21 protein-coding genes are annotated in these 24,783 nt (G+C 70.3%); 12 read left to right on the forward strand and 9 right to left on the reverse strand.

All coding sequences use genetic code 11. The features are described 5' to 3' along the window. Positions 1–4: 4 nt before the first annotated feature. A complete protein-coding gene (locus tag EV139_RS10270; protein ID WP_198677535.1) occupies positions 5–1,399 on the reverse strand; it encodes an MFS transporter in 1,395 nt (464 codons plus the stop codon). 213 nt (positions 1,400–1,612) lie between these two features. Here EV139_RS10270 and EV139_RS10275 point away from each other — a divergent pair, with 213 nt between their 5' ends. Continuing rightward, positions 1,613–2,077 (forward strand): Lrp/AsnC family transcriptional regulator, encoded by a 465-nt coding sequence (locus EV139_RS10275; RefSeq protein WP_130454242.1) that lies wholly within the window; start codon positions 1,613–1,615, stop codon positions 2,075–2,077. A gap of 69 nt (positions 2,078–2,146) precedes the next feature. Here the strand turns inward: EV139_RS10275 and EV139_RS10280 are convergent, their stop codons facing one another. Then, positions 2,147–3,199 carry a glycosyltransferase family 2 protein gene (locus tag EV139_RS10280; RefSeq protein WP_130454243.1) on the reverse strand — a complete coding sequence of 351 codons (1,053 nt, stop codon included), beginning with the start codon at positions 3,197–3,199 and terminating at the stop codon, positions 2,147–2,149. 59 nt (positions 3,200–3,258) lie between these two features. Between EV139_RS10280 and EV139_RS10285 the strand changes: the two genes are divergently transcribed. Further along, positions 3,259–4,494, forward strand: coding sequence for a hypothetical protein (locus EV139_RS10285; RefSeq protein WP_130454244.1), 1,236 nt, complete (start codon positions 3,259–3,261; stop codon positions 4,492–4,494). Between the two features lie 33 nt (positions 4,495–4,527). Here EV139_RS10285 and EV139_RS10290 read toward each other — a convergent pair whose 3' ends face one another. Together EV139_RS10290 and EV139_RS10295 are read right to left on the reverse strand one after the other, a co-directional pair. After that, positions 4,528–5,298, reverse strand: coding sequence for an ABC transporter ATP-binding protein (locus EV139_RS10290; protein ID WP_130454245.1), 771 nt, complete (start codon positions 5,296–5,298; stop codon positions 4,528–4,530). A 1-nt stretch (position 5,299) separates the two neighbouring features. After that, complete coding sequence (locus EV139_RS10295; protein WP_241989021.1) at positions 5,300–6,082, reverse strand: ABC transporter permease; 783 nt, start codon at positions 6,080–6,082, stop codon at positions 5,300–5,302. Between the two features lie 293 nt (positions 6,083–6,375). Between EV139_RS10295 and EV139_RS10300 the strand changes: the two genes are divergently transcribed. The 3 genes from EV139_RS10300 (at position 6,376) to EV139_RS10310 (ending at position 9,348) form a co-directional block, all read left to right on the forward strand. Further along, positions 6,376–7,455, forward strand: coding sequence for an ABC transporter ATP-binding protein (locus EV139_RS10300; RefSeq protein WP_241989022.1), 1,080 nt, complete (start codon positions 6,376–6,378; stop codon positions 7,453–7,455). Further along, positions 7,425–8,990, forward strand: coding sequence for a hypothetical protein (locus tag EV139_RS10305; protein WP_130454247.1), 1,566 nt, complete (start codon positions 7,425–7,427; stop codon positions 8,988–8,990). Before EV139_RS10300 ends, EV139_RS10305 begins: the two co-directional genes overlap by 31 nt. A gap of 73 nt (positions 8,991–9,063) precedes the next feature. Beyond that, the gene (locus EV139_RS10310) at positions 9,064–9,348 is read left to right on the forward strand and encodes a DUF3039 domain-containing protein (protein ID WP_130454248.1); all 285 of its coding nucleotides are present in this window, start codon (positions 9,064–9,066) and stop codon (positions 9,346–9,348) included. 78 nt (positions 9,349–9,426) lie between these two features. Here the strand turns inward: EV139_RS10310 and EV139_RS10315 are convergent, their stop codons facing one another. The 4 genes from EV139_RS10315 to EV139_RS10330 all read right to left on the reverse strand — a co-directional run bounded on the left by EV139_RS10315 (position 9,427) and on the right by EV139_RS10330 (position 16,930). Further along, entirely contained in the window at positions 9,427–10,743 is a 1,317-nt protein-coding gene (locus tag EV139_RS10315) for a nicotinate phosphoribosyltransferase (RefSeq protein WP_130454249.1), read from the reverse strand. A 95-nt stretch (positions 10,744–10,838) separates the two neighbouring features. Then, the gene (locus EV139_RS10320; protein ID WP_130454250.1) at positions 10,839–14,495 is read right to left on the reverse strand and encodes an error-prone DNA polymerase; all 3,657 of its coding nucleotides are present in this window, start codon (positions 14,493–14,495) and stop codon (positions 10,839–10,841) included. 75 nt (positions 14,496–14,570) lie between these two features. Beyond that, the gene (locus EV139_RS10325; protein WP_130454251.1) at positions 14,571–16,166 is read right to left on the reverse strand and encodes a DNA polymerase Y family protein; all 1,596 of its coding nucleotides are present in this window, start codon (positions 16,164–16,166) and stop codon (positions 14,571–14,573) included. Next, positions 16,163–16,930 carry a hypothetical protein gene (locus EV139_RS10330; RefSeq protein WP_198677536.1) on the reverse strand — a complete coding sequence of 256 codons (768 nt, stop codon included), beginning with the start codon at positions 16,928–16,930 and terminating at the stop codon, positions 16,163–16,165. The genes EV139_RS10325 and EV139_RS10330 overlap by 4 nt, the downstream gene beginning before the upstream one ends. Positions 16,931–17,085: 155 nt before the next feature. Between EV139_RS10330 and EV139_RS10335 the strand changes: the two genes are divergently transcribed. The 5 genes from EV139_RS10335 (at position 17,086) to EV139_RS10355 (ending at position 21,896) form a co-directional block, all read left to right on the forward strand. Beyond that, positions 17,086–17,409 (forward strand): DUF2469 domain-containing protein, encoded by a 324-nt coding sequence (locus EV139_RS10335; protein ID WP_130454252.1) that lies wholly within the window; start codon positions 17,086–17,088, stop codon positions 17,407–17,409. Between the two features lie 132 nt (positions 17,410–17,541). Further along, positions 17,542–17,964, forward strand: a complete 423-nt coding sequence (locus tag EV139_RS10340; protein ID WP_130454253.1) for a YraN family protein — start codon at positions 17,542–17,544, stop codon at positions 17,962–17,964. Beyond that, positions 17,961–19,535, forward strand: a complete 1,575-nt coding sequence (locus EV139_RS10345; RefSeq protein WP_130454254.1) for a YifB family Mg chelatase-like AAA ATPase — start codon at positions 17,961–17,963, stop codon at positions 19,533–19,535. The genes EV139_RS10340 and EV139_RS10345 overlap by 4 nt, the downstream gene beginning before the upstream one ends. Continuing rightward, positions 19,532–20,902 (forward strand): DNA-processing protein DprA, encoded by a 1,371-nt coding sequence (gene dprA / locus EV139_RS10350; protein ID WP_130454255.1) that lies wholly within the window; start codon positions 19,532–19,534, stop codon positions 20,900–20,902. The genes EV139_RS10345 and dprA overlap by 4 nt, the downstream gene beginning before the upstream one ends. Positions 20,903–20,906: 4 nt before the next feature. Next, the gene (locus EV139_RS10355; protein WP_130454256.1) at positions 20,907–21,896 is read left to right on the forward strand and encodes a tyrosine recombinase XerC; all 990 of its coding nucleotides are present in this window, start codon (positions 20,907–20,909) and stop codon (positions 21,894–21,896) included. Positions 21,897–22,019: 123 nt separating this feature from the next. Here the strand turns inward: EV139_RS10355 and EV139_RS10360 are convergent, their stop codons facing one another. Continuing rightward, positions 22,020–22,586 carry a peptidoglycan DD-metalloendopeptidase family protein gene (locus EV139_RS10360; protein ID WP_130454257.1) on the reverse strand — a complete coding sequence of 189 codons (567 nt, stop codon included), beginning with the start codon at positions 22,584–22,586 and terminating at the stop codon, positions 22,020–22,022. Between the two features lie 385 nt (positions 22,587–22,971). On the opposite strand from EV139_RS10360, the gene rpsB reads away from it, so the two are divergent. Continuing rightward, positions 22,972–23,862, forward strand: a complete 891-nt coding sequence (rpsB, locus tag EV139_RS10365) for a 30S ribosomal protein S2 (protein ID WP_130454258.1) — start codon at positions 22,972–22,974, stop codon at positions 23,860–23,862. Positions 23,863–23,906: 44 nt separating this feature from the next. Beyond that, positions 23,907–24,737 (forward strand): translation elongation factor Ts, encoded by an 831-nt coding sequence (tsf, locus tag EV139_RS10370; RefSeq protein WP_130454259.1) that lies wholly within the window; start codon positions 23,907–23,909, stop codon positions 24,735–24,737. The last annotated feature ends 46 nt before the right edge of the window (positions 24,738–24,783 follow it).

Below are 24,783 nucleotides of genomic sequence, written 5' to 3' on the forward strand. Positions count from 1 at the left end.
TTGGCTACACTCGGGCGCTCGCGGAGGCGGGGGCGGGGGCGCTCGCGGGGGTGGGGGCGCTCGCGGGTACGGGCGTGGCGGGTAAGACGCCCGCGGGCGCGCTGGTGGAGCCGCCCGCGGACGCGTCTGTGGGGGCCGCCGCGTCGAGGCCCCGCCGCTGCCGCGCGATCACGGCGAGCACGGCGCAGGCCGCCGCGGTCGCGAGCGCGAACGCGGTGACCGCCGAGCCCAGGCCCAGCCGCTCGGTGAGGAAGCCGAGCGCGATCACGGGCACGGCGCTGCCCAGGTAGGTGACGGTGTAGATCGCGCTGACCGTCGACGCGTGGTGCGCCGGATCGACCGCGGCGGTGGCCGCGGTGAACGCCGCCTGGAACGCGACGCCCTGGCCCACGCCGGCGAGCAGGCTCGCCGTGACCAGCAGCGCCGGGCTGCCGAGCGGGCCCGCCGCCGCCACGCCGACGAGCGCGACGGCGAGTGTGCCGAGCCCCGTGGGGAGCCGCCAGACGCCGGAGAGCGGCAGCAGCTGGGTGAGCGCCGAGGCGCCGAGCGTGAGCGCGGCGAGCAGCCCGATGAGGGGCCGCGCATCGGTCTGGACGATGCTCGCGAAGTGCGAGGGGGCCAGGGAGAGGCAGAACCCGAACACGGTGAAGCTGAGGAAGCCGGTCGCCGCCGCGACCCTGAACGCGCGCAGCGCGGCGGGGGACTGCCGCCCGCGGCGCCGGTCGGTGCGGGCGATTCGCGGCGGGGCGTCGGCCAGTGCGATCTGATCCGGGAGCCGGATCGGGCGGCACAGCTCGTGAGGGGCGAGCAGGAGAATCGCGGGGATGAGGGCGGCGAGCGTGATCGCCAGCGAGATGAACGGGGTCACGAGCGGTGCGGCGCCCTGCGAGAGGAGCCCGCCGATGACGGGGCCGGCCGCCACGCCACCGGAACTTGCGAGCAGCGTGAGGCGTCCCACGAGCGCCGGCCTGCCGGGAAGGAGCGTGCGGAGCGCGGCCGAGGCGGTGCCGGTGGCGCAGGCGATCGCGGCGCCCTGCGCGGCGCGGGTCACGCAGAACCACCCGAGATCCGGGGCGAACGCGAGCCCTGCGGTGCCGAGCGCGGTGACCGCGAGCGCAGACACGAGGACGGTGCGCCGGTTCACGGTGTCGGCGAAGCGGCGGAAGACGAGGAGGCCGACGATCAGGCTGAGCACGTAGCTCGAGAACGCGAGTGTCGTGCCGAGTGCGGTGATCCCGAGTCGCTGTTCGAGGAGCGGAAACAGGGGAGTCGCGAGGTTGGCGCTGACCAGCAGCGTGAAGAGGGTCAGGGCGGTCAGTGCGATGCGTATCCGTGGCCGAACCTGGGTGGGGGTGACCCGGGTGTGTGCGGGGTGCTCGTGGGTACGGGCGACGCTCATGGCGTTCTCCTTGTGGTGGGCGTGCCCTTGTGGGGCGTGTCCGTCCGCGTGCGCCGGGTGTGGCGATTGCGGTGTCTAGCTGAGTATACGGACGCACTGACCGCGTCCCTGAGAAGTATTCAGCCAGGACTGCCCGAATCGCGCAAGCGACTTGATCTAGATTGTGCAATATGATCAATATCTACAGGAACTAACCCGCAGAAAGCGTGCAAAATGAGTAATCTCGACGCAACAGACCGCCGCATCCTTCGCGAGCTTGACGGCGACGCGCGAATGCCGACGGCGATGATCGCGCACCGCCTCGGGCTCGCCCGTGGCACCGTGCAGGCGCGGCTCGAAAAACTCTCCGCTGCCGGCGCGCTCCGGCTGCACAGCGCCCGGATCGCTCCTGCGGCGCTCGGCCGCCCGGTCGGCGCGAGCGTGCAGGTGGAGCTCGACCAGCACCTCATCGCGGAGGCGATCACAGCGCTCGCGAACATCCCGGAGGTACTCGAGTGCTTCGCCCCGGCCGGCAACACGGACCTCCTGCTGCGGGTGGTCGCCAAGAACCCCGACGACCTCTATCGGGTGAGCGAGGAGATTCGGCTCTGCCCCGGCATCAACCGCACCTCCACGAGCCTGTTCTTGCGCGAGGTGATCCCGTACCGAGTCACGGGGCTGCTGGCCGAGGGGGCGTAGCGCCCGAATGCGCGCCGCGACTGCCCGAGCACCGCGCGCACCCGAGCCGCGCGCGGGGACAGTGCGCTGCTAGGCCACGCGCGAGCGGTCCACGACGCGGCCGCCGCCGAGGGTGATCCCGCGCAGGAAGCCGGTGCCCCAGCTGAGGTGCATGGTGATGAGCGTGACCGCGGTGAGTACCCGGTCGCGGATCCCGCGCTGCTCGGGGATCCGCACCACTGCGAAGAGGATTCCGAGCGCGTAGAGCGCCGCCGGCGCCAAGAGGACCGGCCACGCCGAGGCCCAGGGGAGCACGCCGACGCAGAGCAGCACGAGCGCGATCGCGCTCACGGCGAGGCCGAGCACGAGCGCGCCCGGCGCGAAGAAACGCCACGGGTTCGCGCGGCCGTAGCGGCGCACGAGCACCGCGCGCCAGGTGCCGGTCGCGAAGAACTGCCGCGAGAGATCCGCGAAGCTCGCCCGCGGCCAGTACGTGACCTTGAGCGCGGGATCGAACCACACCGTGAAGCCGGCGCGCCGGATTCGGAGGTTCAGCTCCCAGTCTTCGCCGCGCAGGATCGTCGGATCGTACCCGCCCACCGCATCGACCGCCTCGCGTCGAAACACGCCGAGGTACGCCGACTCTGCCGGGCCGGGGGTGCCGTCGCCGTGGTACGCGCCGCCGCCCAGCCCGAACGGACTGTTGTACGAGCGAGCAATCGCGCGCTGCACGTCGCCCCGCCCCGCGGCGCGCATGATGCCCCCGACGTTTGCGAGCGCCGGCACGTCGCTGCGCTGCAGCGCAGCGACGCCGCGCGCGGTGTAGTCGGGGGTGAGCTCCGAGTGTGCGTCGACGCGGATGATCACGGGGTGAGTGCTCGCGGCGATCGCGTGGTTGAGCCCGTTCGGGATGTCGCGCTCGGGGTTTGCCACGAGCCGCACGCGCGGGTCGGCGGCCGCGAGCCGCTCGGCGATCGCCGTGCTGTCGTCGCGGGACGGCCCGAGCGCGAGCACGATCTCCTGCTCGCCGGCGTACTCCTGGGCGAGGATCGTGCGCACCGCCGATTCCAGGAACTCCGCCTCGTTGAGCACCGGCATCACGTAGCTCACAGCGGGTACGGGGGCGAGAGGGGGGAGCTGCACGAACCGATCTTCCCACACCCGTCACGGAGATCCTGAGATGACGGCGCTATTCTGGGGGGATGCAACTGGCGAAGGATACGAAGCGCGCGGTCCGTCTGGCGAAGCGTGTGCTGAAGGGGCGGCGCGCGTTTTTTGAGCTGCGCAGCATGCTCGAGGAGCGTGGCCCGGTGCCGGAGCAGCACTACCGCGTCGGCGTGTACTTCGCCGATAGCGACGTGAACATCTACCAGATGCGCCAGTGGTACGCGCCGCTGCAGGAGCTCTCGAAGACGCGCCCCGTGCTCGTGCTCGCGCGCAACGCGGCCGGTGCGCGGCAGCTCATGCGCGAGAGCGGACTCGATATCGCGTTTGCGCCGAAGGTCACGGACCTCGAGCGGGTGATCGACGAGCAGCAGCTCGACGTGATCCTCTACGTGAATCAGAACACCCGCAACTTCCAGATGATGCGCTATGGCCAGCGCTGGCACGTCTTCGTCAACCACGGCGAGAGCGACAAGATGTACATGACCAGCAACCAGCACAAGGCGTACGACCTGGCGCTGGTGGCCGGGGACGCCGCGAAGGCAAGACTCGCGGCGGCGCTGTGGGATTTCGACGTCGAAACGCGCACGATCGCGATCGGCCGCCCGCAGACCGATCACCTGAGCGGCGCTCCGCCGTTCATTCCGGACGACCGCACTGTCGTGTTCTACGCGCCCACCTGGGAGGGGGACCGCCCCGCCGCGAGCTACGGATCGGTTGCTTCGCACGGCGAGCGCCTCGTCGCCGCGCTCCTTGGTACCGGCCGGCACCGGGTGGTGTACCGCCCGCACCCGCGCAGCGGCGTGGTGGACCCCGAGTTTGGGGCCGCAAACGCGCGGATCATCGCGGCGATCGCGGACGCGAACCGCGCTGATCCGAGCGCGCACCACGTCTACGATGAGTCGCCCGTGCTCGGCTGGCAGCTCAGCCTTCCAGACCTCGCGATCTGCGATATTTCAGCGATGGTCTACGACCGGCTCGCGACCGGCAAGCCGCTCATGGTGACCCGGCCCGCGGCGCCCGAGGCCGCGGTGGACGAGGGCGGCTACCTGAGCGTGTGCGAGTGGCTTGACGTCGCTGAACTCGGCGACGCCGTGGCGGTGACCGACCGAGTGATCGGCGACGAGGCCGCGCGCGAGCGCCTGGGTACGTGGTCAACCCGCTACTTCGGGGACACCTCGCCGGGGGCGCCCACGCGGCGCTTCCACGCGGCGATCGACGAGCTGCTCGCGCGCGCTGCTGCCTGGCGCGCGCGCCAAGCAGCAGACAGCTAGCGAGATTCTCGGAGTCGTGCCCGCAGCCGGCGCCTAATCGACCGGGTGGTCTGCGGCGTAGCGATCGAGCACGTCGTCGATCGGGCCGTCGAGTACGAGGCGGCCGCCGTTGAGGTAGAGGCCGCGCGTGCAGAATCGCCGCAGGTCTCGCTCGTTGTGCGATACCAGGAAGAGGGTCTTGCCCTCCGCGAGCAGTTCGTCGATCCGCCGGTAGCACTTCGCGCGGAACGCCTTGTCGCCCACCGCGAGCACCTCGTCGACGAGCAGCACGGGCTCGTCGAGTTGCGAGATCACCGAGAACGCGACGCGCACCTTCATCCCGCTCGACAGGTGCTTGAACGGGGTGTCGATCACGTCGGCGGCGCCCGCGAACTCGATGATCGAGTCGAAGCGAGCTGCGATTTCGCGCTTGGTGAGCCCGTGCAGGCCGGCGGTGAGGTGCACATTGTCGCGCACGGTGAGGTCGCCAACGAAGCCGCCGGTGATCTCGATCAGCGGGGCGACCCCACCGCCCACGGAGACGCGGCCCTCATCGGGGAACAGCACGCGCGCGACGAGCTTCAGTAGCGTCGACTTGCCTTGCCCGTTGCGGCCCACCACGCCGATCGCTTCGCCGGGGCGCACGGTAAACGAGACGTCGCGCAGCGCCCAGAACTCGCCCCGGCGCGTGCGCCGCGCGCGGCCCGCGAACAGGTCCTTGAAGCTGCGGCGCGAGCCCCGGTTGCGGCGGAACCGCACCCCGAGCCCCTCGGCTGAGATGAGCGCGGCCGCCGTCTGCGTGTCGCCCTGCACTGAATCCGTCACGTTACAGCTCCTTGAGAACGCCACCGATGGCGCGTTTGAATACGAACACGCCGAGGGCGAGGAACACGAGCGTCATCCCGCCCGACGCCGCGACCAGGGCCCAGTCAAGCTGGTCCGGGAAGAAACCCGCGCGGAACAGCGCGAAGATGCCCGAGAGCGGGTTCAACCAGGCGAGCGGCTGCGCGAACTCGGGCAGGTCGGCCGCACCGTAGATGATGGGTGAGGCGTAGAACGCGACGCGAAGAATCAGCTTCACGGCGCGCTCCAGGTCGCGGAAGAACACCACGAGCGGGGCGACCAGCAGCCCGATCCCGAGGGTCAGCGCGGCCAGCATCACGACGGCGAGCGGGAAGAAGACGAGCTCCCAGCCCACCTGCGCGCCTGAGAACACTGCAAACAGGACGAGCACGGGCAGGCTCAGGACAAACTCGATGCCCTTCGACGCCACGATCCTGCCCACCCAGATCCAGTGGGGGAGCGCAACCGACCTGACCAACCGCACGTCGCGCAAAAATGCGCGCGTGGAGTCCGAGACCGCGCCGTTGAACCACACCCACGGCAGCAGCGCCGTGAGGAGGAAGACGATGTATGGCGTCTCACCGACCGAGCGGGTGAACACCTGGGTGAAGATGAACCAGTAGATCAGGCTCATCAGGAGGGGATCGAGGATCGACCAGAGATACCCGAGGAGCGACGTCGAGTACCGCACCTTCAGATCACGGCGGGTAAGGAGCCACAGGGAGGACCACGGATTCGAGCGCGGTGGTCTGGGAACAAATGTCACACCGCTATTCTGCCGGTTTCTGTGTTTCTCGGCGCGCATGCGCCTGGCGCGCGAGTATTTGATAAATTGGAGACGTGCCGTCCGTAACCCCCTCCGCCGTGCCCGCTTCCGAGCCAGAAGAGAGCTCGACGTCGAGCGTCCCGGTTTTCGAGGGGGATTCCGCCGCAGCGCCAAGCGGCGCACCCCGCGTTCGCCCGAGCCGCGCCGCCGGCGCTCCTGTCCCGCCGCCCGCCGTGCCTCCTGTGCCCCCCGCGCCGCCCGCCGAACCGTCCGCGCCGCCCGCCCACTCTGAGGTGCCGAGCGCCGCGCCCGCGGCCCCCGCGGCCGCCCCGGTGGCCGCGCCGGTCCCGGCTCAGCCTGCGGTGCCGGCCCAGGCCGCCGCGCCGGTTCCGCCCGTCTCCGCGCCCACGCAGCCAGAGACCCCCGCACGCGAGGCAGTGCCCGCACGCGAGGCAGTGCCCGCACGCGAGGAGGCGCCCGCTCGCGAGGCGGCTCCCGCCCGCGAGGCAGCGCCGGCCCAGTCCGCGAGCCCGCGCACTGGCCGCATTCAGGTGCCCGTGCCCTCCGTGGTTCGCGCCCGCGAGCGTGGCCGCATCGCGGAGCAGAACCCGGTTGTGCTCCGCACCGAGATGCTCACGAAGACCTACGGTTCGCTCATCGCAGCGAACGAGGTCTCGGTTGACGTGCACGCGGGTTCGTTCACGGGCATCGTCGGCCCCAACGGCGCGGGAAAGACCACCACGCTCTCGATGATCAGCGGTCTGCTCCGCCCCACCTCCGGTCGCGTGACGGTGAGCGGTGTTGACGTGTGGACCGACGGGCCCGCCGCGAAGCGCCTCATTGGTTCGTTGCCCGACCGCCTGCGGCTCTTCGATCGCCTCACCGGCGCACAGCTGCTCTATTACTCGGGCGTGCTGCACGGGGTGGACGCTGCCGCGGTCGCCCAGCGGTCATCCGAGCTGGCGGTCGCGTTCGGCCTCGAATCGGCGCTCGGGCGGCTGGTATCCGACTACTCGGCTGGCATGCAGAAGAAGATCGCGCTCGCGTGTGCAATGATCCACGCGCCCGAGGTGCTGGTGCTCGACGAGCCGTTCGAAACCATCGACCCCGTATCCGCGGCGAACGTCACCGAGATTCTTGAGAAGTATGTCGCTGGCGGCGGCAGCGTGGTCATGTCGAGCCACAGCCTCGACCTGATCCAGCGGGTCTGCGACCACGTGTCGATCATCGTCGACGGCAGCGTGATCGCCCAGGGCACCGTTGACGCGGTGCGCGACGGACTTAGCCTGGAGGAGCGCTTCACGAAGCTCACCGGCATGAGCGACACACAGAAGGGCCTCGAATGGCTGCACGGCTCCTCCGAATCCGAGTAGCGCTGCTCGGCGGCGCGTTTCGGGGATCGTTCGGCAGGGGACTGCGCACCTCGATCCTGTTCGTGCTGCTCGCGGCGCTCGCGGTGCTCGCCGCAGCGCTTCCGGTCTGGCTGATCGACGCGCCGTCCGAGCGCGCGATCATCGACGTCTGCCTGGGCTCGATCGTGCTCGTGGCGGTGTTCTTCGTGCCGTTCTTCGCGAACCGCGGTCACCTCGAACCGCGGCAGTTCGCGCAGTTCCCGGCTCGCCCCGGGGCTGTCGGCGCAGCGCTGCTCACCACAACGGTCGTGAGCTGGCCGTTCTTCCTGCTCCTCGTGTGGCTGATCGCGCTGCGTGTGCTCCGGCCCGAGTGGGCTGAGCCCGGCTGGCTCGCCCCCGTCACGCTCGCGCTGGTCGCGGTGTTCGCGGTGACCGCGGCGCGCGTCACCTCGGCGCTCTCGAAGCTGCTGCTGGGTGAGCGATATGAGGGCCTCATGCGCACCATCGGTGCCGTGCTCCTGGTCGCTGCGCTGCCGCTCGCGGTGTTCGCGATTGCCGCGACGCTCGGAACTGACGGCCTCGGCGCCGCTGCGGACTTCGCCGACGTGCTGGCGCTGACGCCGTTCGGTGCCCCGTTCGCGGCGCTCGGCGCCGCGGCAGACCCTGCGGCGGGGATGCTGCACCTCGGGATCCTCGCTGCGGCGATTGCGGTCCTGCTCCTGGTCTGGTCGATCGTTGTGAACGTTTCGCTGAGCCGCGTGGAGCGGCCGCTCGAGGTCGGAGTGGCCCGCAGCGGCCTCGGCTGGTTTGAGCGGTTGCCGGCTCGCCCGGCCCCCGCGATCTCCGCGCGACTGCTGACCTACTGGGCGCGCGACCCCCGCTACCGCGTTGCCCTGTTCGCGATCCCGATCGCGCCGATCGTCATGCTCGTCGCCTTCTGGGTGGCCGGGGCTCCGCTTGGTCCGCTCGCGCTCGTGCCGCTCCCGGTGATCCTGCTGCTGCTCGGCTGGTCGCAGCACAACGACGTTGCCATGGACTCAACCGCCATCTGGGAACACGTCGCCAGCGGCACGAGGGGCGGCGCAGACCGCGCCGGTCGGCTCGCGCCCGTGCTGCTGCTCGGTGTGCCGCTCGCGCTCATCGGCTCCAGCATCACGGTCACGGTCGCTGGTGACTGGCGCGTGTTGCCCGCGGTGATCGGCATGAACCTGGGCGTGCTGCTCGTCGCGAGCGCGGTTGCGAGCGTCTTCTCGGTGCTCATGCCGTACCCGGCCACTCGGCCGGGGGACAGCCCCTTCGTGCAACCGCAGTGGTCGGGTTCCGGATCTGGCCTTGCCCAGACGCTCTCCATGGTCGTGACGCTCGTGCTCGCGGTGCCCCCAGTGTGGTTCTCGATCTCCGCGATTGTCGACGTTGAGTTTGCCGGAAATGTTTGGGCGCTGCTGTTCGGGGCGAGCTACGGCCTCCTCGCGCTCGCGCTCGGCGTGTTTGTTGGGGGGCGGATCTTCGACCGGTCCGGTCCCGAGCTCATCGGTGTCACGCAGGTCTACGACTAGGCCGACTGCGGCGCGGTTCGCCGACGGCGGACCCGGGCTGTGCGGATTCGCCGAACGGGTTTAGAATTGGGTCATGGGATTCTTTACACGCGGTGACTCGGACGGTTCTGGGAGCCCAGCTGGCGGCACTGATGTGCTCGACCGCGAGCTCGAGAAGCTGCTTGAAGACGCACAGATTGAGGACGGCGACCACGAGCGCTTCTCGCACTACGTGCCGAAGGACAAGATTATGGAGTCGGCGCTCAGCGGTAAGCCCGTGCGCGCACTCTGCGGCAAGAAGTGGACCCCCTCGCGCGATCCCGAGAAGTTCCCGGTCTGCCCCGACTGCAAGCGCGTCTACGAGCGCATGAAGAAGTAGCCGAAACACTGCACCGCACGCAGAACTGCCGTGGCCCCGCGCTCTCGCGGGGCCACGGCAGTTCTGCGTGCGGTCTGGTTAGCGGTACTCGGTGGGAATCGCCGGGTCGCCGCGGGTCAGGCTCATTGCGACGGGCGGGAGTTCCTTCACGCGGAGCTGGTGGCGGTCGCGTGCGGCGGCGATCCCTGACGCTCCGGTGTGCTCGGACTGGACCTCGCCGTCGATCACGAGCGGCACGAGCACCTCGCGGCCGGCGGTCTCTTCGCCCTCGGCCATGCCGCCGGGGCCGTCTCCGAGGAAGATGAGCTCGGCGTTCGCGACGCCCCGCGCGTTGTAGCGGCGGCGCACGCTCTTGCGGCCGCCGACGGAGGCCTTGTCGGCGGACTTCTTGGCGACGGACACCCAGTTCCCTGAGTCGTCTTCGTGCGCGACGAGCTTGTAGACCATCCCCATGGTGGGGGTGCCCGATCCGACGACCACGGAGGTGCCCACGCCGAAGCTGTCGACCGGCGACGCGGCGAGCGCGGCGACGGTGTACTCGTCGAGGTCGTTGGTGACGGTGATCCGGGTTTGCGTCGCACCGAGCTCGTCGAGGAGGGCGCGTACGCGGGCGACGACGATGGGCAGGTCGCCGGAATCGATGCGGACCGCGCCGAGTCCGGTCCCCGCGACTTCGACGGCGGTGCGCACGCCCTGCTCGATGTCGTAGGTGTCGACGAGCAGCGTGGTGTCTGCGCCGAGCGCGGCGACCTGCGCCTCGAACGCCTCGCGTTCGCTGTCGTGGAGCAGCGTGAAGCTGTGCGCGGCGGTGCCCATCGTGGGGATCCCGTGGCTGCGGCCCGCTTCGAGGTTTGAGGTGGCGCTGAACCCGGCGATGTATGCGGCGCGTGCGGCGGCGACGGCGCTGTACTCGCCCGTGCGGCGGGAACCCATTTCTGCGAGGGGCTTACCGTTGGCGGCGTGGCTCATTCGCGATGCCGCGGTTGCGACGGCGGAATCTGCGTTGAGGATGCTGAGGGCGAGCGTTTCGAGGAGCACGCCCTCGGCGAAGCTCGCTTCGACGGTGATGAGCGGGGAGCCCGGGAAGAACACTTCGCCCTCGGGGTAGCCCCACACGTTGCCGCTGAAGCGGTAGTTCGCGAGCCAGTCGAGCGTGGTGTCGGTGACGACGCGCCCCGCGCGTAAGAACTCAAGCTCGGCGTCTTCAAATCGGAACCGCTCGATCGCTTCGAGGAGGCGTCCGGTTCCCGCGACGACGCCGTAGCGGCGTGCGCCGGAGAGGCGGCGCGCGAAGAGCTCGAAGACGCTTTGGCGGTGCGCTGTGCCGGCGTGCAGCGCTGCATCCACCATCGTGAGTTCATAGTGGTCAGTGAGCAGGGCCGTTGAGACGTTCACGTCGCCAGCATAGTGCGTGAGCTGGGGGTCGTGGCAGTGGTTTCGGCGATTCATGAGTGTGACGGATTCGTGTGGCATGATGATGCGGCGCGTGGCTAGTGGAAGTCTCGGGAGCCGACGCCCGCGGGGGCCGCGAGCGGTTCGAAGGTGTCGGCGATGACGTTGACGACGCCCTCGGGGGAGCGCTCGAGGAGCCCGGTGACGATGAGCGCCGGTGCGGAGCGCGCGACGAGGCGGTTGCGCTGCCACACCTGTGCGAAGGTGACGATGTTGACGGTGCCGGCCTCGTCTTCGAGCGTGAGGAATGTGATGCCGCCGGCTGTGCTGGGGCGCTGACGATGGGTGACGAGCCCGGCGACGGTGATCACGGTTCCAGGGCGGGTGCTTTTGGTGCGGTCGGAGCGGATCACCCGGCGCGCGTCGAGCTGGTCGCGGAGGAGCGCAAGCGGGTGCTCTCCCGTGACGATCCCGGTGCTCCACAGGTCGAGCGCGGTCTGCTCGCTCCCCGTGAGCACGGGCAGGAGCGGGGGCTGGACGTGCACCGCGATGTTCGGGAGGAACCGCTCGCGGTTGTCTGAGGCCGGTGCCGCGGCCCACAGCGCCTCGCGGCGGTCGAGGCCGAGGCTGTCGCACGCGCCAGCGGTTGCGAGTGCCTCGAGTCGCGTGCGGTCGAGGTCGGCGCGCCTGGCGAGGTCGGCCATGCTGAGGAACGGGCCGGCTGCGCGTGCGGCGACGATGCGCTCGGCGGTCGCGGTCTCGATGCCGCGGACGTCGGACAGGCCGAGCCGCACGGCGAAGCCGCTGTCGCGACGATGCGCGCCGCTCGTGTCGGGGGCGCCGGGATCGAACGGTGGTACCGGCTCGGTCGCCTCGTGCGGCGCGAGTGCGCGCACCGGCTCGTCGGCGGTGCACGTGCCCCCTGCCCGCTGCGTCCTGGCCCGCGGCTCGAGGGCGGCGCGGCCGCCCGGGTCCACGCTGTCCGAATCTGCGCCTCCCGCGCTGTCCGCGCCCGCGCTGCCCGCGCTGCCCGCGCTGCCCGCGCTGTCCGCGCCCGCGCTGTCCGCGCCCGCGCTGTCCGCAGCTGTGCCGCCCGCGCCCGCCGCGGTGAGCGCCTCGAGATCGGCGTGCGCGCCGGAGTGCTGCACGTCGACGGGCCTGATCTCGACCCCGTGCCTGCGCGCGTCCGCGACGAGGGTGCGCGGCGCGTAAAAGCCCATCGGCTGTGAACGGAGGAGCCCCGCGAGGAACGCCCCAGGGTAGTGCAGCTTGCACCAGGAGCTGATGTAGACGAGGAGCGCGAAGCTGATCGAGTGGCTCTCGGCGAAGCCGAAGCTCGCGAACGCCTCGATCTGCTCGTAGAGGTGTGTGGCGTCGTCGCCCGTGATCCCGTTGCGGGCCATCCCCGCGAAGAGCTTGTCGCGGAGCGTACCGATGCGCTCCTCGCCGCGCTTTGAGCCCATAGCGCGGCGGAGCAGGTCTGCGTCTTCGGCGGTGCAATCGCCCACGGCCATCGCCATGTGCATGAGCTGTTCCTGGAACAGGGGGACCCCGAGCGTGCGCTCGAGCACCGGCTCGAGCTTCGGGTGCGGGTAGGTCACGGGTTCGGCCCCGTTGCGCCGCCGCAGGTACGGGTGCACCGCGCCGCCCTGAATGGGGCCTGGGCGGATCAGCGCGATCTCGATGACGAGGTCGTAGAAGCTTCGTGGGCGAAGCCGGGGAAGCGTGTTGAGCTGTGCCCGGCTCTCAAGCTGAAACACCCCGATTGCGTCGGCGCGGCAGAGCATGTCGTAGACGCCGGGCTCCTCCTTGGGGATGGTTTCGAGGGTCCACTGCTCTCCCGTGGCGGCGGCGATGATGTCGATGGTCTTCTGGAGGGCGCTGAGCATGCCGAGGCCCAGCATGTCGAACTTCACGAGCCCCATGGTTTCGCATGATTCTTTGTCCCACTGGAGGACGGTGCGGCGGTCCATGCGCGCGTGTTCGATCGGGCAGACCTCGCCGACGGGGCGTTCGGTGAGGACCATGCCGCCGGAGTGGATGCCGAGGTGCCGCGGGGCGCGCAGGAACTCCTGCGCGAGGCGCTGGACCGGGAGCGGGATCGGGCTGTCTGGGTCCTCGTCGATCTCGCGCCAGCGCTCCATTGCCTTGGTCCACGCCCGCTGCTGCCCCGCACCGTAGCCGAGCGCCTTTGCGGCGTCCCTGATTGCAGCCTTGGGGCGGTAGCTGATGATGTTTGCGACCTGTGCCGCGTTGCGGCGGCCGTAGGTGTCGTAGACGTACTGGATCACCTCCTCGCGGCGCTCCGAGTCGAAATCGACGTCGATGTCGGGTTCTTCGTCGCGCATGCTCGACAGGAAGCGCTCGAACGGGAGGTTGTATCGGATCGAGTCGACGGCGGTGATCTGGAGGACGTAACAGACCGCGGAGTTCGCGGCCGAGCCGCGGCCCTGGCACAGAATTCCCCGTCTGCGAGCTTCCTGCACGAGGTCGTACACAATGAGGAAGTAGCCGGGAAAGTCCTTCTGCTCGATGACGTCGAGCTCGCGTTCGAGGCGGGTCCGCACCGCCTCGGTGAGTGTGCCGTAGCGGCGCTCGGCGCCCTCGCGCACGAGCTGCCGGAGCCAGGTCATCTGGGTGTGGCCGTGGGGGACGGGGAGTCGCGGGAGGCTCGGGCGTGCGGAGCGGAGTGGGAACGCGAGTTCCCGTGCGAGCGGAACTGTGCGGTGCACCGCGTCTGGGTAGCGAGCGAAGCGGCGCAGCTGCGCGGCCCCGGAGCGCAGGCGTGCGCCGCCGGAGGCGGGGAGGTGCGAGTCGAGCTCGTCGAGGCTGCGGCGGGCGCGCACGGCCGCCATCGCTTCGGCCAGGGGTGCCTGCGCGGTGGTGGCGTAGTGCACGTTTCCGGTGACGAGGGTGGGGAGGTGCCGTTCTCGGGCGAGGGCGGCGAGCTGGGCGTTGAGCGTGTCGTCGCCGGGGTGGCCGTGGCTGGTGAGCTCCACGTAGACGTTGTCGACCCCGAAGAGAGCGGTGAGGCGATCGAGCTCTGCCCCGGCGAGTGCCTCGCTCTCGGCTCGCGTGGACCCCGCGGCCAGCGCGCGCCGCACGGCGCCCTTGCGGCATCCGGTGAGAACGGCCCAGTCATCCTTACCGTGCGCGGCGAGCGCCTCGAGATCATAGCTGGGGCGTCCCTTCACCCCGCCGGTGAGCTGGCCCTCGGTGATCGCGCCGGCGAGGCGGTGATACCCCTGCGCACCGCGCGCGAGGACGAGGAGATGCGTTCCCATCGGGTCGGTGGCCCCCAGCTGCGGGGCATCGAGACCCAGTGAGAGCTCGGCGCCGTAGACCGTGAGCAGCGGCGTGTGCTCCGCCGCGGCAGCGGCACGCTCCGCTGCCTCGGCCTCCGCGGCGAATACCGCCGCACCGTAGAGCCCGTCATGGTCGGTGATGGCGAGGCCGGAGAGGCGCAGCCGCGCTGCCTCGGCAACGAGCGCTTCGGGAGCAGAAGCGCCGTCGAGGAAACTGAAGTGGGAGTGCGCGTGGAGCTCGGCGTACTCAACGTGCTCGGCGTCGTGCGAGTCGGGGCTGGGAGTGAAGTGTGCGGCGCGGGGGGCTGGCGTGAACTGAACGGGTGCGGTGCCGGCGCTCTCTTCCGCGCTGGGTGCGCCGGCCGTGGTGTCTGGTGCAGGTCTCTGCGCGCGCCCGGAGAGACGACGTTCAAAATCGGTCCACGTGAGTGGTGGATTGTTCCATCCCACGGTCGTTCTCCCTTCACGTGTCGTGTGTCGTGTGCCATCGTTCGCGCTGCGCGCCGCTGGGCGCGCGGTCGTGGGTCAGTCGTAGCGGCCCTCGGCGAACCACTCGCCGCGTTCGTAATACAGCAGCCAGGCGTCCCCGTCGGCGAGTCGCAGCTGGAGGCGGAATCGCTCGGGAGCGCCCTGCCACCAGCGTTCGCGAACTGGCCAGGGGGCTGACCAGCCTTCGACTCGATCCGAGAACTCAGTGTGCGAGACGCGAAGCCGGGCGGGGAGCGCGGTGAGGAGGTCTTCTGCATCGACGCTGACCGCGACGCCCTCGACGTCGAGGAGCGCGGCTGACAAGGGCGTAGCGAATACTCGGCTCGGGACGGGGCCGGTGAGGGCGCCGGGCCAGGGCGCGCTCGCCGACCCGCGGGTGTCCGCGGGGCGGGTGCGGGAGGTGCCCCAGGGGATCATGGTTTGGCGGGATGCGAGGAGCCGCCCACCAGAGAGCTGCGCGGTGCCGACGGCGGCGTGCCCGAGGCGGTTCTGGGCGCGACTGAGGTGGTGGTGCACTCGCTCATCTGGCTCGGTGTTCCAGAGGCCCGGTTCGTGCGCTGCGGCCCGATCGGTGTGCGTCGGTGTGATTCTGACGCGGGTGATGCCCGCCCCGCCACGCTCAGCGTCGTGTGAGATGGACGCGGCTTGCCACCGCACGCGGCCGACGGTATCGCTCGCGGTGAAACGATGCGGGTGCGCCCACTCCCGTTCGTGGCGGACAGAGATGTCGTCGGTGAGTTCGATGCGGAGCGCCGTGCACACGAGGCGCTCCTCGGCTAGGCCCGAGATGAACCGGTCTGCGAGCGTCGCGCAGGCGAACGCGAGCTGTTCGGCGGTGTCGATGGGGGGTTCGAAGCTGAGATCCACGGAAAACTCACGCACCGGCGCGCGGGGCCGCACCTCGGCGCCGTGGACGGGGCCCGTTGCGGTAGCTCGGCGGTGCGCTGCGACTCCGGCGGCCCCAAACCGTTGCCGTACCGCATCCTCGGGGAGCGCTGCCAGCGCCCCGAGTGTGCGAATGCCAAGCCCGCTCAAGACCTCTGCGAAGTCTCCCGGCGCTGCGTGATCGACGGGGAGCGGGCTGAGAAACGCCGCGGATGCGCCAGCGGGGACGATGCGTATCCCGGCGCATGGGACGGCGAGGCCCGGCGCGGTCGCGGCGGCACGAGCCGCTTGCTCCGCGGCGAAGATGCCGTCGGCGATTCCGATTCGCACCCCCGTGAGGTCGAGCTCGGTCGCGAGTGCGAGGAGCGCGGCGGCGGCGGGCTCCTCCCCGCCGTAGTAGCGGGCGGGCCCGCGCGCGCGCATGGCGCACAGGCCCGGGCGCCGAGACTCGATGCCAGGAATCAGACGCTCGATAGCAGCGAGCACCGGAGCAAATCTGCGCTCGTCAATCTCCGGGTCGTGGGGACGAACCGCGAGGTCCGGGCAGCGCATTTGGGCCTCGCGTTCGCGGAGCCCGACGCGCACGCCCGCCTCGCGAGCTGCCGCGGAGCAGGCCACGACACGCCGATTCGCGACGAGCGCGATGGGTGGCGGGAGGGGGTCTGTGTCGTCGTCTTGGTCGTGGACGTACGCGTGAACGGGCCAGTCTGGGACCCAGAACACGAGCGCCCGCTCGCCGGAGCTCATGAGAGTTCCCCCGCCCCGTGCGGCTCTGGCGAAGATGCCCTGTGCGACCCGGGCAGCGTCGCCACGAGTGCCACGGGTGGCGTCGGAGCGAGCGGTGGTGTCGCAGTGAGCGGTGGTGTCGCAGCGAGAGGCGGAGCCGCTCCCGTGGGTGTCGCCGCGAGCGCGCCCGCGGTGAAGCGCACGAGGTGCTGCTGCTGGCCGCGACGGTCTTCGGACTGCACCGAGAGCTCTCGGTCGCCCAGGATCCCCTCGCCCTGCCCGAGGCCAGACCAGCGAGACCCGGTGACGCGGAGCGAGCTTTCTGGGTGGGGCCAGCTGCTTGTGGTGATGAGCGCTGAGCCGTGCTCGCGCAGCCGCGCGGAAATGCGCTCGGTGTCGCCGTGGCGGGGGCGCTCTGCGGCGTGGACGAGGACAACCGTGAGGACCTCACTGAGTGCCCCGGCGAGACCGAAGGTGTCTGCCCCGGGGTGTGGGATCAGTATGCAGCGGTCGAGTGCAATGCCGAGCGCTGCCGCGGCCTCCGCACCAAATGTGGGGATGCCGATAATGCCGCACCAGGAGCCCGCGGCGGATGCCGCCGTGAGCAGCGCGAGCGCGAGGCTGAGTGAGCCGTGGACCGAATAGCTGGAGCCCATGCGGAGTGCGCCGCCGGGCAAGAGCGGACGTAGTGGAGCGGCGGTGGGGAGCGCGCGATCATCGAGCCGCAGTGGCTGCATTTGAGTGATGCGCTGCTGCAGCGAGCGGACTGTCGCTGAGGGGTTCATGCAGCAATATTCGAATATATGTTCGAATAAGTCAATCTCGATTTTGCTCCGTGTGTTGCGCGCCCGAACCCGTGTCTGGTGCCCCGCGGTGAGCGGGAGCGCCGCTCGGCGTCGCGACTCGATCGTGAGGGCTCGGACGGCGTAGGATGGGGCAGATGAACGAGGACGAGCTGGACGACTATGAGCGCGAGGCCGAGCTGTCGCTGTTTCGCGAGTACCGAGATATCGCGAGCCAGTTCCGCTATGTCGTGGAGACCGAACGCCGGTTCTACCTCGCTAACGAGGTGAATCTGCAGCGCCAAGACGCTGGGAGTGATTTCTACTTCGAGCTGTCGATGACCGATGTGTGGGTGTGGGACGTCTACCGCGCCGATCGGTTTGTGAAATCGGTGCGCGTGCTCACCTTCAAGGACGTGAATATTGAGGAGCTCTCTGCCCGCGAGTTCTCCCTGCCGCAGGAGTTGGCGCTCGACGAGTAACGGGTGAGCTGCGGCGCGAGTACCATTCACAGCGCCTCCGCCGCGGCGTTCGCGACCGAGTTATCCACAGAGATCACACTCGCTCGTTTTTCGTGACCCTTCGCGCCGAAGATATCGGCAGGAGGTGTTCACATGAACCGCGCACCAGAATCACCCACCCCTCGGCGGGGAGCCACGGCGCACCAAGCGCACGAACACGAGCACGAGAACCGAACGCTCGGGGCCCGAGGCGAGGCGATCGCTGCCGATTACCTCGCCAAGCGCGGCTGCCGTGTGCTCGCGCGCAATTGGCACAGCGCTTACGGCGAACTCGATCTCGTTGTGTGCGACGGCGACACACTCGTCGCGGTCGAGGTGAAGACCCGTGCCGGCGCGGGGTACGGCGATCCACTCACCGCGATCACCGCGCGCAAGGTCGCACGCCTCCGTCGGCTCCTCTTTGAGTGGTCGCGCACGAACCGGGCGCGCGGGGCTCGGCTCCGGATCGACGCGATCGGCATCACGATCCGCCCCGGGCAAGAGCCCCTCCTCGATCATCTGCGGGGCGTCTCGTGAGCGGGGACGAGGTCTGTCGGGCCTCCGCGGTCGCGCTTACCGGGCTGCACGGGACCGCGGTGACGGTCGAGGCCGCGGTATCCCAGCAGCTCCCCGGGATGACCATCATCGGCCTCCCGGATGCGGCACTCGCGGAGGCAAAGCTTCGCGTTCGCACCGCCACGTCTCAAGCGGGGATCGCGCTCACGAACCGGTTCCTCACCGTGAACCTGAGCCCCGCGGCGCTCCCCAAGCACGGGGCGGGGTTCGACCTCGCAATCGCGCTCGCAGCGCTGGCGGCGTCGAGGCGGCTCCCCGCAACGCACCTTCCGCACATCGCTCACCTGGGTGAACTCAGCCTCGGTGGCGAGCTGCGCCGCCCGGCGGGGCTGTTGTCCGCGGTGGTTGCCGCGCAGCGTCTTGGATTTCAGCGCGTGATGGTGCCCGCGGCCTGCGGCGCTGAGGCCGCGCTGGTCCCGGACATCGAGGTCATCGCGGTGGGGACCCTCGCGGAGGCGGTTGCCTGGTACCGAGAGGGCTGCCCGCCGCACCGGATCGTCACCCCCGCGGCGCCACGCGACCGCGCGGTGAGCGGGTCGGGCCCCGACGGGGCAGCAGCGGCCCACCTGGGGGACATCTCGGAAATCATTGGCCAGGCAGACGCCGTGCAGGCACTCGTCATCGCCGCAGCGGGGCGGCACCACCTGTCACTCGTGGGGCCGCCCGGGGCCGGAAAGACGCTGCTGGCGACGCGGTTGCCGACGCTGCTCCCGGAACTCACCGATGCCGAGGCGCTCGAAGTGAGCAGCATCGCGTCCCTGGGCGGGCGGCCGCTGACCGAGCTCGTCCGCCGGCCACCGCTCGAGAGCCCGCACCACACAGCCTCGGCCGCCGCCATCATCGGCGTCGGCACCGGGAACATCGTGCGGCCTGGAGCCGTGACGCGCGCCCACCACGGGGTGCTTCTGATGGACGAAGCGCCCGAGTTCCCCCGCGCGGTCCTCGACGCGCTCCGGCAGCCACTCGAAACCGGCACCGTAGAGATTCATCGCTCCCAGATTCGCACCACGCTGCCGGCCCGGGTACAGCTCGTGCTCGCGGCGAACCCGTGCCCGTGCGGCAACGCCGGGTCGCCCGACACCGCGCTCGAGTGCAGATGCACCCCCAGTGCGCGTGTGAAGTACCAGCACCGAGTCTCGGGGCCGCTCGCCGATCGCATTGACCTGCGGCTCGCGCTTCACCGGGTGTCCCGCGTGCACCGCGCAGACCCAGAACACGGGCCACCGAGCAGCGCCACGCTGCAGCGGAGCGTGCGGCGAGCGAGAGCGCGCGCCGCCGACCGGCTGCGGGGCACCCCGTGGCGCGTCAACGCCGAGGTACCCGGGCGCTGGCTCCGCGCCCCCGGGCAGCAGCTGTCCCGGGCAGACACCGCGGTGCTCGACGGGGCGCTCGCCCGGGGCTCACTCACGCTCCGCGGCTACGACCGAGCGCTCAGGGTTGCCTGGACCATCGCGGACCTCGCGGGACGCGAGCGCCCACGGCGCGACGATATTGCGCAGGCGCTGGTGCTCCGAAACGGAGTGGGGACATGAGGGGCGACGTGCAGGGACTCGGCGCCGACCCCGAGTTCCGGGAGCGGCTGCGCATCCTGACCTCGCCGCCCGAAGCACCATCCGAAGCGCCATCCGAGGCGGCGCCCGAAACGCCTCCCGGGGAACCGCCCGTCTCTCCCACCTGGGCAGCGGGGGAGTCCGAGGGCGACATCTCCCCGGAGCGAGCCGAAGCCCTGCTCGCGCGACTCGTCTGGGCGCGACTGGTCGAGCCCGGCGACGCGGTCGCGGGCACGCTCATCGCCGCGCTCGGCGCAGCACCACTCCTGTCGCTCCTGGTCGCGGGACGGAGCGGGCGCGCCATCTGTGACCGGGCGCGGGCTGCCGGAGCGAACGACCTCGACGAGCGCGCCGTCGCCGCTGGAGTGCGCCGCTGGGTGCCCCGCCTTGACCGGGCAGCGTGCCTCGCCGACCTCGACCGTGGAATCGCCGGGCAGATGCGTATTCTCACCCCGGAGACCCCCGCCTGGCCCGTCGCGCTCAACGACCTCGGGGCCCACGCGCCACTCGCTCTGTGGGTCCGCGGACACCCCGCACGCCTCGCCGCGCCCAAACTCGCGATCGTCGGGGCGCGAGCCTGCACCGGGTACGGGGCGCACATCACCGCCGAACTCGCGAGCGCCGCCGGTGCCGCCGGTGTCACCGTCGTCTCCGGCGCAGCATATGGAATCGACGCGGCCGCGCACCGCGCCGCGCTCGCCGCAGCGCACCCCACCATCGCGGTACTGGCCGGCGGGGCAGACCGGAGCTACCCCAGCGCGCACCGAACACTCCTGGAACGGATCGCGGCAACCGGGGCCGTGTGCTCGGAGCTCGTGCCCGGCGCCGCACCCACGCGGTGGCGTTTTCTGCAGCGGAACCGACTGATCGCGGCGCTCGCGCGGGCAACCCTCGTCACCGAGGCAGGGCTGAGATCCGGATCGCTCAACACGGCGGGGCACGCGGCCGCACTCGGCCGCCCCCTCGGCGCCGTGCCTGGGCCGATCACCAGTGCCGCATCCTCGGGGTGCCACCTCCTCCTCCGCGAATACGGGGCGGACCTCGTCACAAACGAAGAGGAACTCCGGGAACTCCTCGAACTTCCGCGGGCAGGGCTCCCCGGGGAGGGACCCGCCGGAGGCGATGCGCCACCAGCCGGGTCCGCGCGGCAGCCCCCGCTTCATCGCAGAATCATCGACGCCCTCCCGCTGCGCGGGCGCCGCAGCACCGCGGAGGTAGCGCGCCGGGCCGGGGTGGAGCTCGCCGAGGCGCGCGGGGCGCTCGCCGAGCTCGCTCTCCTCGGACACGTCGCCCAAGGCGAAACGCCGGGCCCCGAAGGCGACGAGTGGGCCCTGCAGCGGCGAGAATGAGGGCATGCACCTTGAAGCGGCGACCGCGGCGTTCATCACCGCCGTCCGCGCAGAGTACGGGTACTCGGAGCACACCGTGCGCGCCTACCGGAGAGACCTCCAAGACTTCACCGAGTTCGCCGAGCGCACGGGAACCCCCACGCTGGAGCACTGCGACCTCGAACTGATGCGCGCCTGGCTCTGGGACCGACAGCAGCGGGGACTTGCCGCGAGCACCATCGCGCGAAACGTCGCCACGCTCAAATCGTTCGGAACCTGGATCGAACGGGGTGGCCTGCTCCCCGGCAACCCGGCCTCGCGCCTGCGCACGCCCAAAGCCCCGCGCGCACTCCCGCGGGTGCTCGGAGACGAGCAGATCAGCCGCATCCTCGACCGGGTAGGCCGCCGCGCCGCCGGGGGAGACCCAGAAGCCGGGGGAGACCCGGAAGCGGGACGCGACCACGCGGTACTCGAACTCCTCTACGCCACCGCCCTGCGCGTCTCAGAACTCTGCGGGATCACGCTCGCGAACCTCGACCGACGCGAACGGACCGTCCGCGTCCTCGGCAAGGGCGGAAAAGAGCGCGTCGTCCCCTTCGGCGGGCCCGCGGCCAGGGCACTCGACACGTACCTTGAACGCGCCCGCCCGGTGCTCTCTGCGCGCAGTGCTGACCGGAGCCGCCCCGAACGCGCGCGCTCCGGGGCGCTCGCCGCCGAACCAGACCGCGCCCCAAAGTATCCCCAGCTGTTCCTCGGCAACCAGGGCGACCCGCTCACGCAGAGCGCCGTCTACCGGCTCGTCTCACGCGAGCTCGCGCAAGAACCCGGCAGCGGGCCCAGCGGGCCGCACACTCTTCGCCATACCGCAGCAACCCACCTCCTCAACGGCGGGGCTGACCTGCGCGTGGTACAGGAGATGCTTGGGCACTCGAGCCTCGCGAGCACCCAGGTCTACACGCACGTGTCCACGGAGCGCCTCGCCGAACGCTACCGGCAGGCCCACCCGCGCGCCTGACAGCGCCGACGGCCCACCCGTACCGTGACCCGCCCCGGCCCGATCCTGCCCCGCCCGGATCCCCACTCCGCCCCGCCCGTTCCCGCCCCGCCCGACCCTGGCCCAGCCCATGCCGGGCGCGCTCTACCCGGGGGACTCATGCTCGCCCCAGGGGAGCAGGATCGGTGCCCCGAGCAGGTACCGCATGGGGGAGACGTACTCGCCGGCCACGCGCACCCCGAGATGGACGCACTCGTCGGCGCAGTGCCCGCCATCCGACACGGTCCCCAGCGCGCCGCCCCGTGCGATCTGGTCGCCGACAGCGAGGTGACTCGTCACCGGTTCGAGTGAGTACACGGTCTCCGCGTCGACCCGCACGGTGACCGTGTCTCGATCCACGACGCGTCCGACGAACTCGACGGTGCCGGTAGCGGGCGCGCTCGCCGTGGCGCCCGGCAGCGCCGGCATATCGATGCCCCGGTGCCCCGCGGTGTAGGGCGTGGGCGGGGCAGCATAGGGCCCGGACACCACGAGCTGGCCGGCGAGCGGCGGCCACCACCGGGCGTCCTGCGCGGCCACGCGCGCCGCGCTGCCCGGCGAGGGCACGCCCGGCGCGAGCGCGAGCACAGTCGCTACCGTGGCAAGGGTGGCGGCCGAGCCGCGTGCGTGCGTGCGGCGGGCGGCCGGGGAGCCGGTGAGAGGATGGCGCATGGACGCTACTCTGCCCGCGGCGCCCGCGAACGCCGGGGCCGACTACCGTGCTGGGGAAAAGTCGGGCTGGATTCCACCGTTTCCCGGGCTGTGAGCGCGGGGCGAGCCGCGGCGGACGGAGCGAATACCGGAGCGAGGCCCGGAGCGAATCCCGGAGCGAGTCCCGGAGCGTCGCTGCACGAAACACTGCCGGTCCTGGTGATACACTGGTCGACGCACCTCGAAAGAGGTGACTTCGCGTGCCCACTCATCGGAGCGCCGCCATCGGTCTTTCGTTCTCTGGAACAAAGCGGCGGGGCCCGAGGGCACCAGGATCTGGTCGCACTCGCGACCGAACACAACCGAAAGCGCGCGCCTATTGTGGTGCGCAGAACAGGAGACGGCAATGGCCGTTGTAACCATGCGCCAGCTGCTCGACAGCGGCGTTCACTTTGGACACCAGACCCGCCGCTGGAACCCGAAGATGAAGCGCTTCATCTTCACCGAGCGCTCGGGCATCTACATCATCGACCTGCAGCAGTCGCTCGGCTACATCGACTCGGCGTACGAGTTCGTGAAGCAGACCGTTGCACGCGGTGGCAACATTCTTTTCGTTGGCACGAAGAAGCAGGCTCAGGAAGCGGTTGCCGAGCAGGCGACCCGCGTGAACCAGCCCTACGTGAACCAGCGCTGGCTCGGCGGCCTCCTCACGAACTTCCAGACGGTCACGGGCCGCCTGGAGCGCATGAAGGAGCTCGAGCAGCTCGACTTCGAGGGCACCACGAGCGGCTTCACCAAGAAGGAGCTCCTGCTCAAGAAGCGCGAGCTCGACAAGCTGCAGAAGTCGCTCGGCGGCATCCGCAACATGGGCAAGACCCCTTCGGCGCTCTGGGTGGTCGACACCAAGAAGGAGCACCTCGCGATTGACGAGGCGAAGAAGCTGGGTATCCCCGTGATCGCGATCCTCGACACGAACTGCGATCCCGACGAGGTCACCTACCCGATCCCGGGTAACGACGACGCGATCCGCTCCGTTGCACTCCTCACCCGCGTGATCGCTGACGCGATCGCCGAGGGCCTCATGGAGCGTCACCAGAAGCCCGAGGCTGGCGAGGCTGCTGCTGAGCCGCTCGCCGAGTGGGAAGTTGAGCTGCTGAACGCAGACGCACCCGCCGCTGAGGCAACCGAGGCGCCCGCCGCTGAGTCAACCGAAGCCGCTGCTGAGGCGCCCGCCGCCGAGGCTGCTGAGGCACCGGCCGCTGAGGCGACCGAGGCCGCCGCACCGGCTGCCGAGTAATTCGGTTCCCCGTTAGTCACTGAACCACTCAGAAGGAGTCACACATGGCTGCAGTAAGCATGGCTGCTGTGAAGGAGCTGCGCGAGCGTCTCGGCGCCGGCATGCTCGACAGCAAGAACGCACTCGTCGAGGCTGAGGGCGACATCGAGAAGGCGATTGAGATCCTGCGTCTCAAGGGCCTGAAGGGTGTTGCCAAGCGCGGCGACCGCGAGGCGAGCGAGGGTCTCGTCGCGGTTCGTCAGAGCGAGGGTGCCGCCACGATGATCGAGCTCGTTTGCGAGACCGACTTCGTTGCGAAGAACGAGAAGTTCATCGCCCTGGCCGAGCGCGTGCTCGACGCGATCGTCGCCGCAAACGCGTCGACCGCGGAGGAGGCCCTCGCGGCCCCCGCCGACGGCAAGACCGTTGCAGACGTGATCGCAGACGAGTCCGCGATCATCGGCGAGCGCATCGTGCTCCGCAAGGTGACCCGCATCGAGGCGCCCGCGACCTCGGTGTACCTGCACCAGACCTCGAAGGATCTGCCGCCGCAGATCGGCGTGGTCGTTGGGTACGAGGGCGACGGCGCAGATGCTGCACTCAGCATCGCCCGCCACATCTCGTTCGCAGACCCGCTCTACGTGACGCGCGAGGAAGTTCCCTCCGCTGACGTCGAGAAGGAGCGCGAGATCGTCACCGAGATCTCGAAGAACGAGGGCAAGCCCGAGGCCGCTCTGCCGAAGATCGTTGAGGGACGTCTGAACGCGTTCTTCAAGCAGGTCGTGCTCGGCGAGCAGGTGCACGCACTTGATGACGAGAAGCGCGACGTGAAGAAGGTCGCTGACGCGGCCGGCATCACGGTCACCGGCTTCGCGCGCAGCAAGGTCGGAGCCTAGCGAGTGTTCACGGGACCCGGGCCATTTTGGTCCGGGTCCCGTGGCA

The sequence above is a fragment of the Leucobacter luti genome (assembly GCF_004217175.1).
GTDB classification, from domain to species: Bacteria; Actinomycetota; Actinomycetes; order Actinomycetales; family Microbacteriaceae; genus Leucobacter; species Leucobacter luti.

Excerpts from the sequence above, each read along its gene's own strand:
- EV139_RS10270 (WP_198677535.1), bottom strand. The coding sequence starts at position 1,399 with ATGAGCGTCGCCCGTACCCACGAGCACCCCGCACACACCCGGGTCACC.
- EV139_RS10275 (WP_130454242.1), top strand. The coding sequence starts at position 1,613 with ATGAGTAATCTCGACGCAACAGACCGCCGCATCCTTCGCGAGCTTGAC.
- EV139_RS10285 (WP_130454244.1), top strand. The coding sequence starts at position 3,259 with ATGCAACTGGCGAAGGATACGAAGCGCGCGGTCCGTCTGGCGAAGCGT.
- EV139_RS10305 (WP_130454247.1), top strand. The coding sequence starts at position 7,425 with ATGGCTGCACGGCTCCTCCGAATCCGAGTAGCGCTGCTCGGCGGCGCG.
- EV139_RS10310 (WP_130454248.1), top strand. The coding sequence starts at position 9,064 with ATGGGATTCTTTACACGCGGTGACTCGGACGGTTCTGGGAGCCCAGCT.
- EV139_RS10325 (WP_130454251.1), bottom strand. The coding sequence starts at position 16,166 with ATGAGCTCCGGCGAGCGGGCGCTCGTGTTCTGGGTCCCAGACTGGCCC.
- EV139_RS10330 (WP_198677536.1), bottom strand. The coding sequence starts at position 16,930 with ATGAACCCCTCAGCGACAGTCCGCTCGCTGCAGCAGCGCATCACTCAA.
- EV139_RS10335 (WP_130454252.1), top strand. The coding sequence starts at position 17,086 with ATGAACGAGGACGAGCTGGACGACTATGAGCGCGAGGCCGAGCTGTCG.
- EV139_RS10340 (WP_130454253.1), top strand. The coding sequence starts at position 17,542 with ATGAACCGCGCACCAGAATCACCCACCCCTCGGCGGGGAGCCACGGCG.
- dprA (WP_130454255.1), top strand. The coding sequence starts at position 19,532 with ATGAGGGGCGACGTGCAGGGACTCGGCGCCGACCCCGAGTTCCGGGAG.
- EV139_RS10355 (WP_130454256.1), top strand. The coding sequence starts at position 20,907 with ATGCACCTTGAAGCGGCGACCGCGGCGTTCATCACCGCCGTCCGCGCA.
- EV139_RS10360 (WP_130454257.1), bottom strand. The coding sequence starts at position 22,586 with ATGCGCCATCCTCTCACCGGCTCCCCGGCCGCCCGCCGCACGCACGCA.
- rpsB (WP_130454258.1), top strand. The coding sequence starts at position 22,972 with ATGGCCGTTGTAACCATGCGCCAGCTGCTCGACAGCGGCGTTCACTTT.
- tsf (WP_130454259.1), top strand. The coding sequence starts at position 23,907 with ATGGCTGCAGTAAGCATGGCTGCTGTGAAGGAGCTGCGCGAGCGTCTC.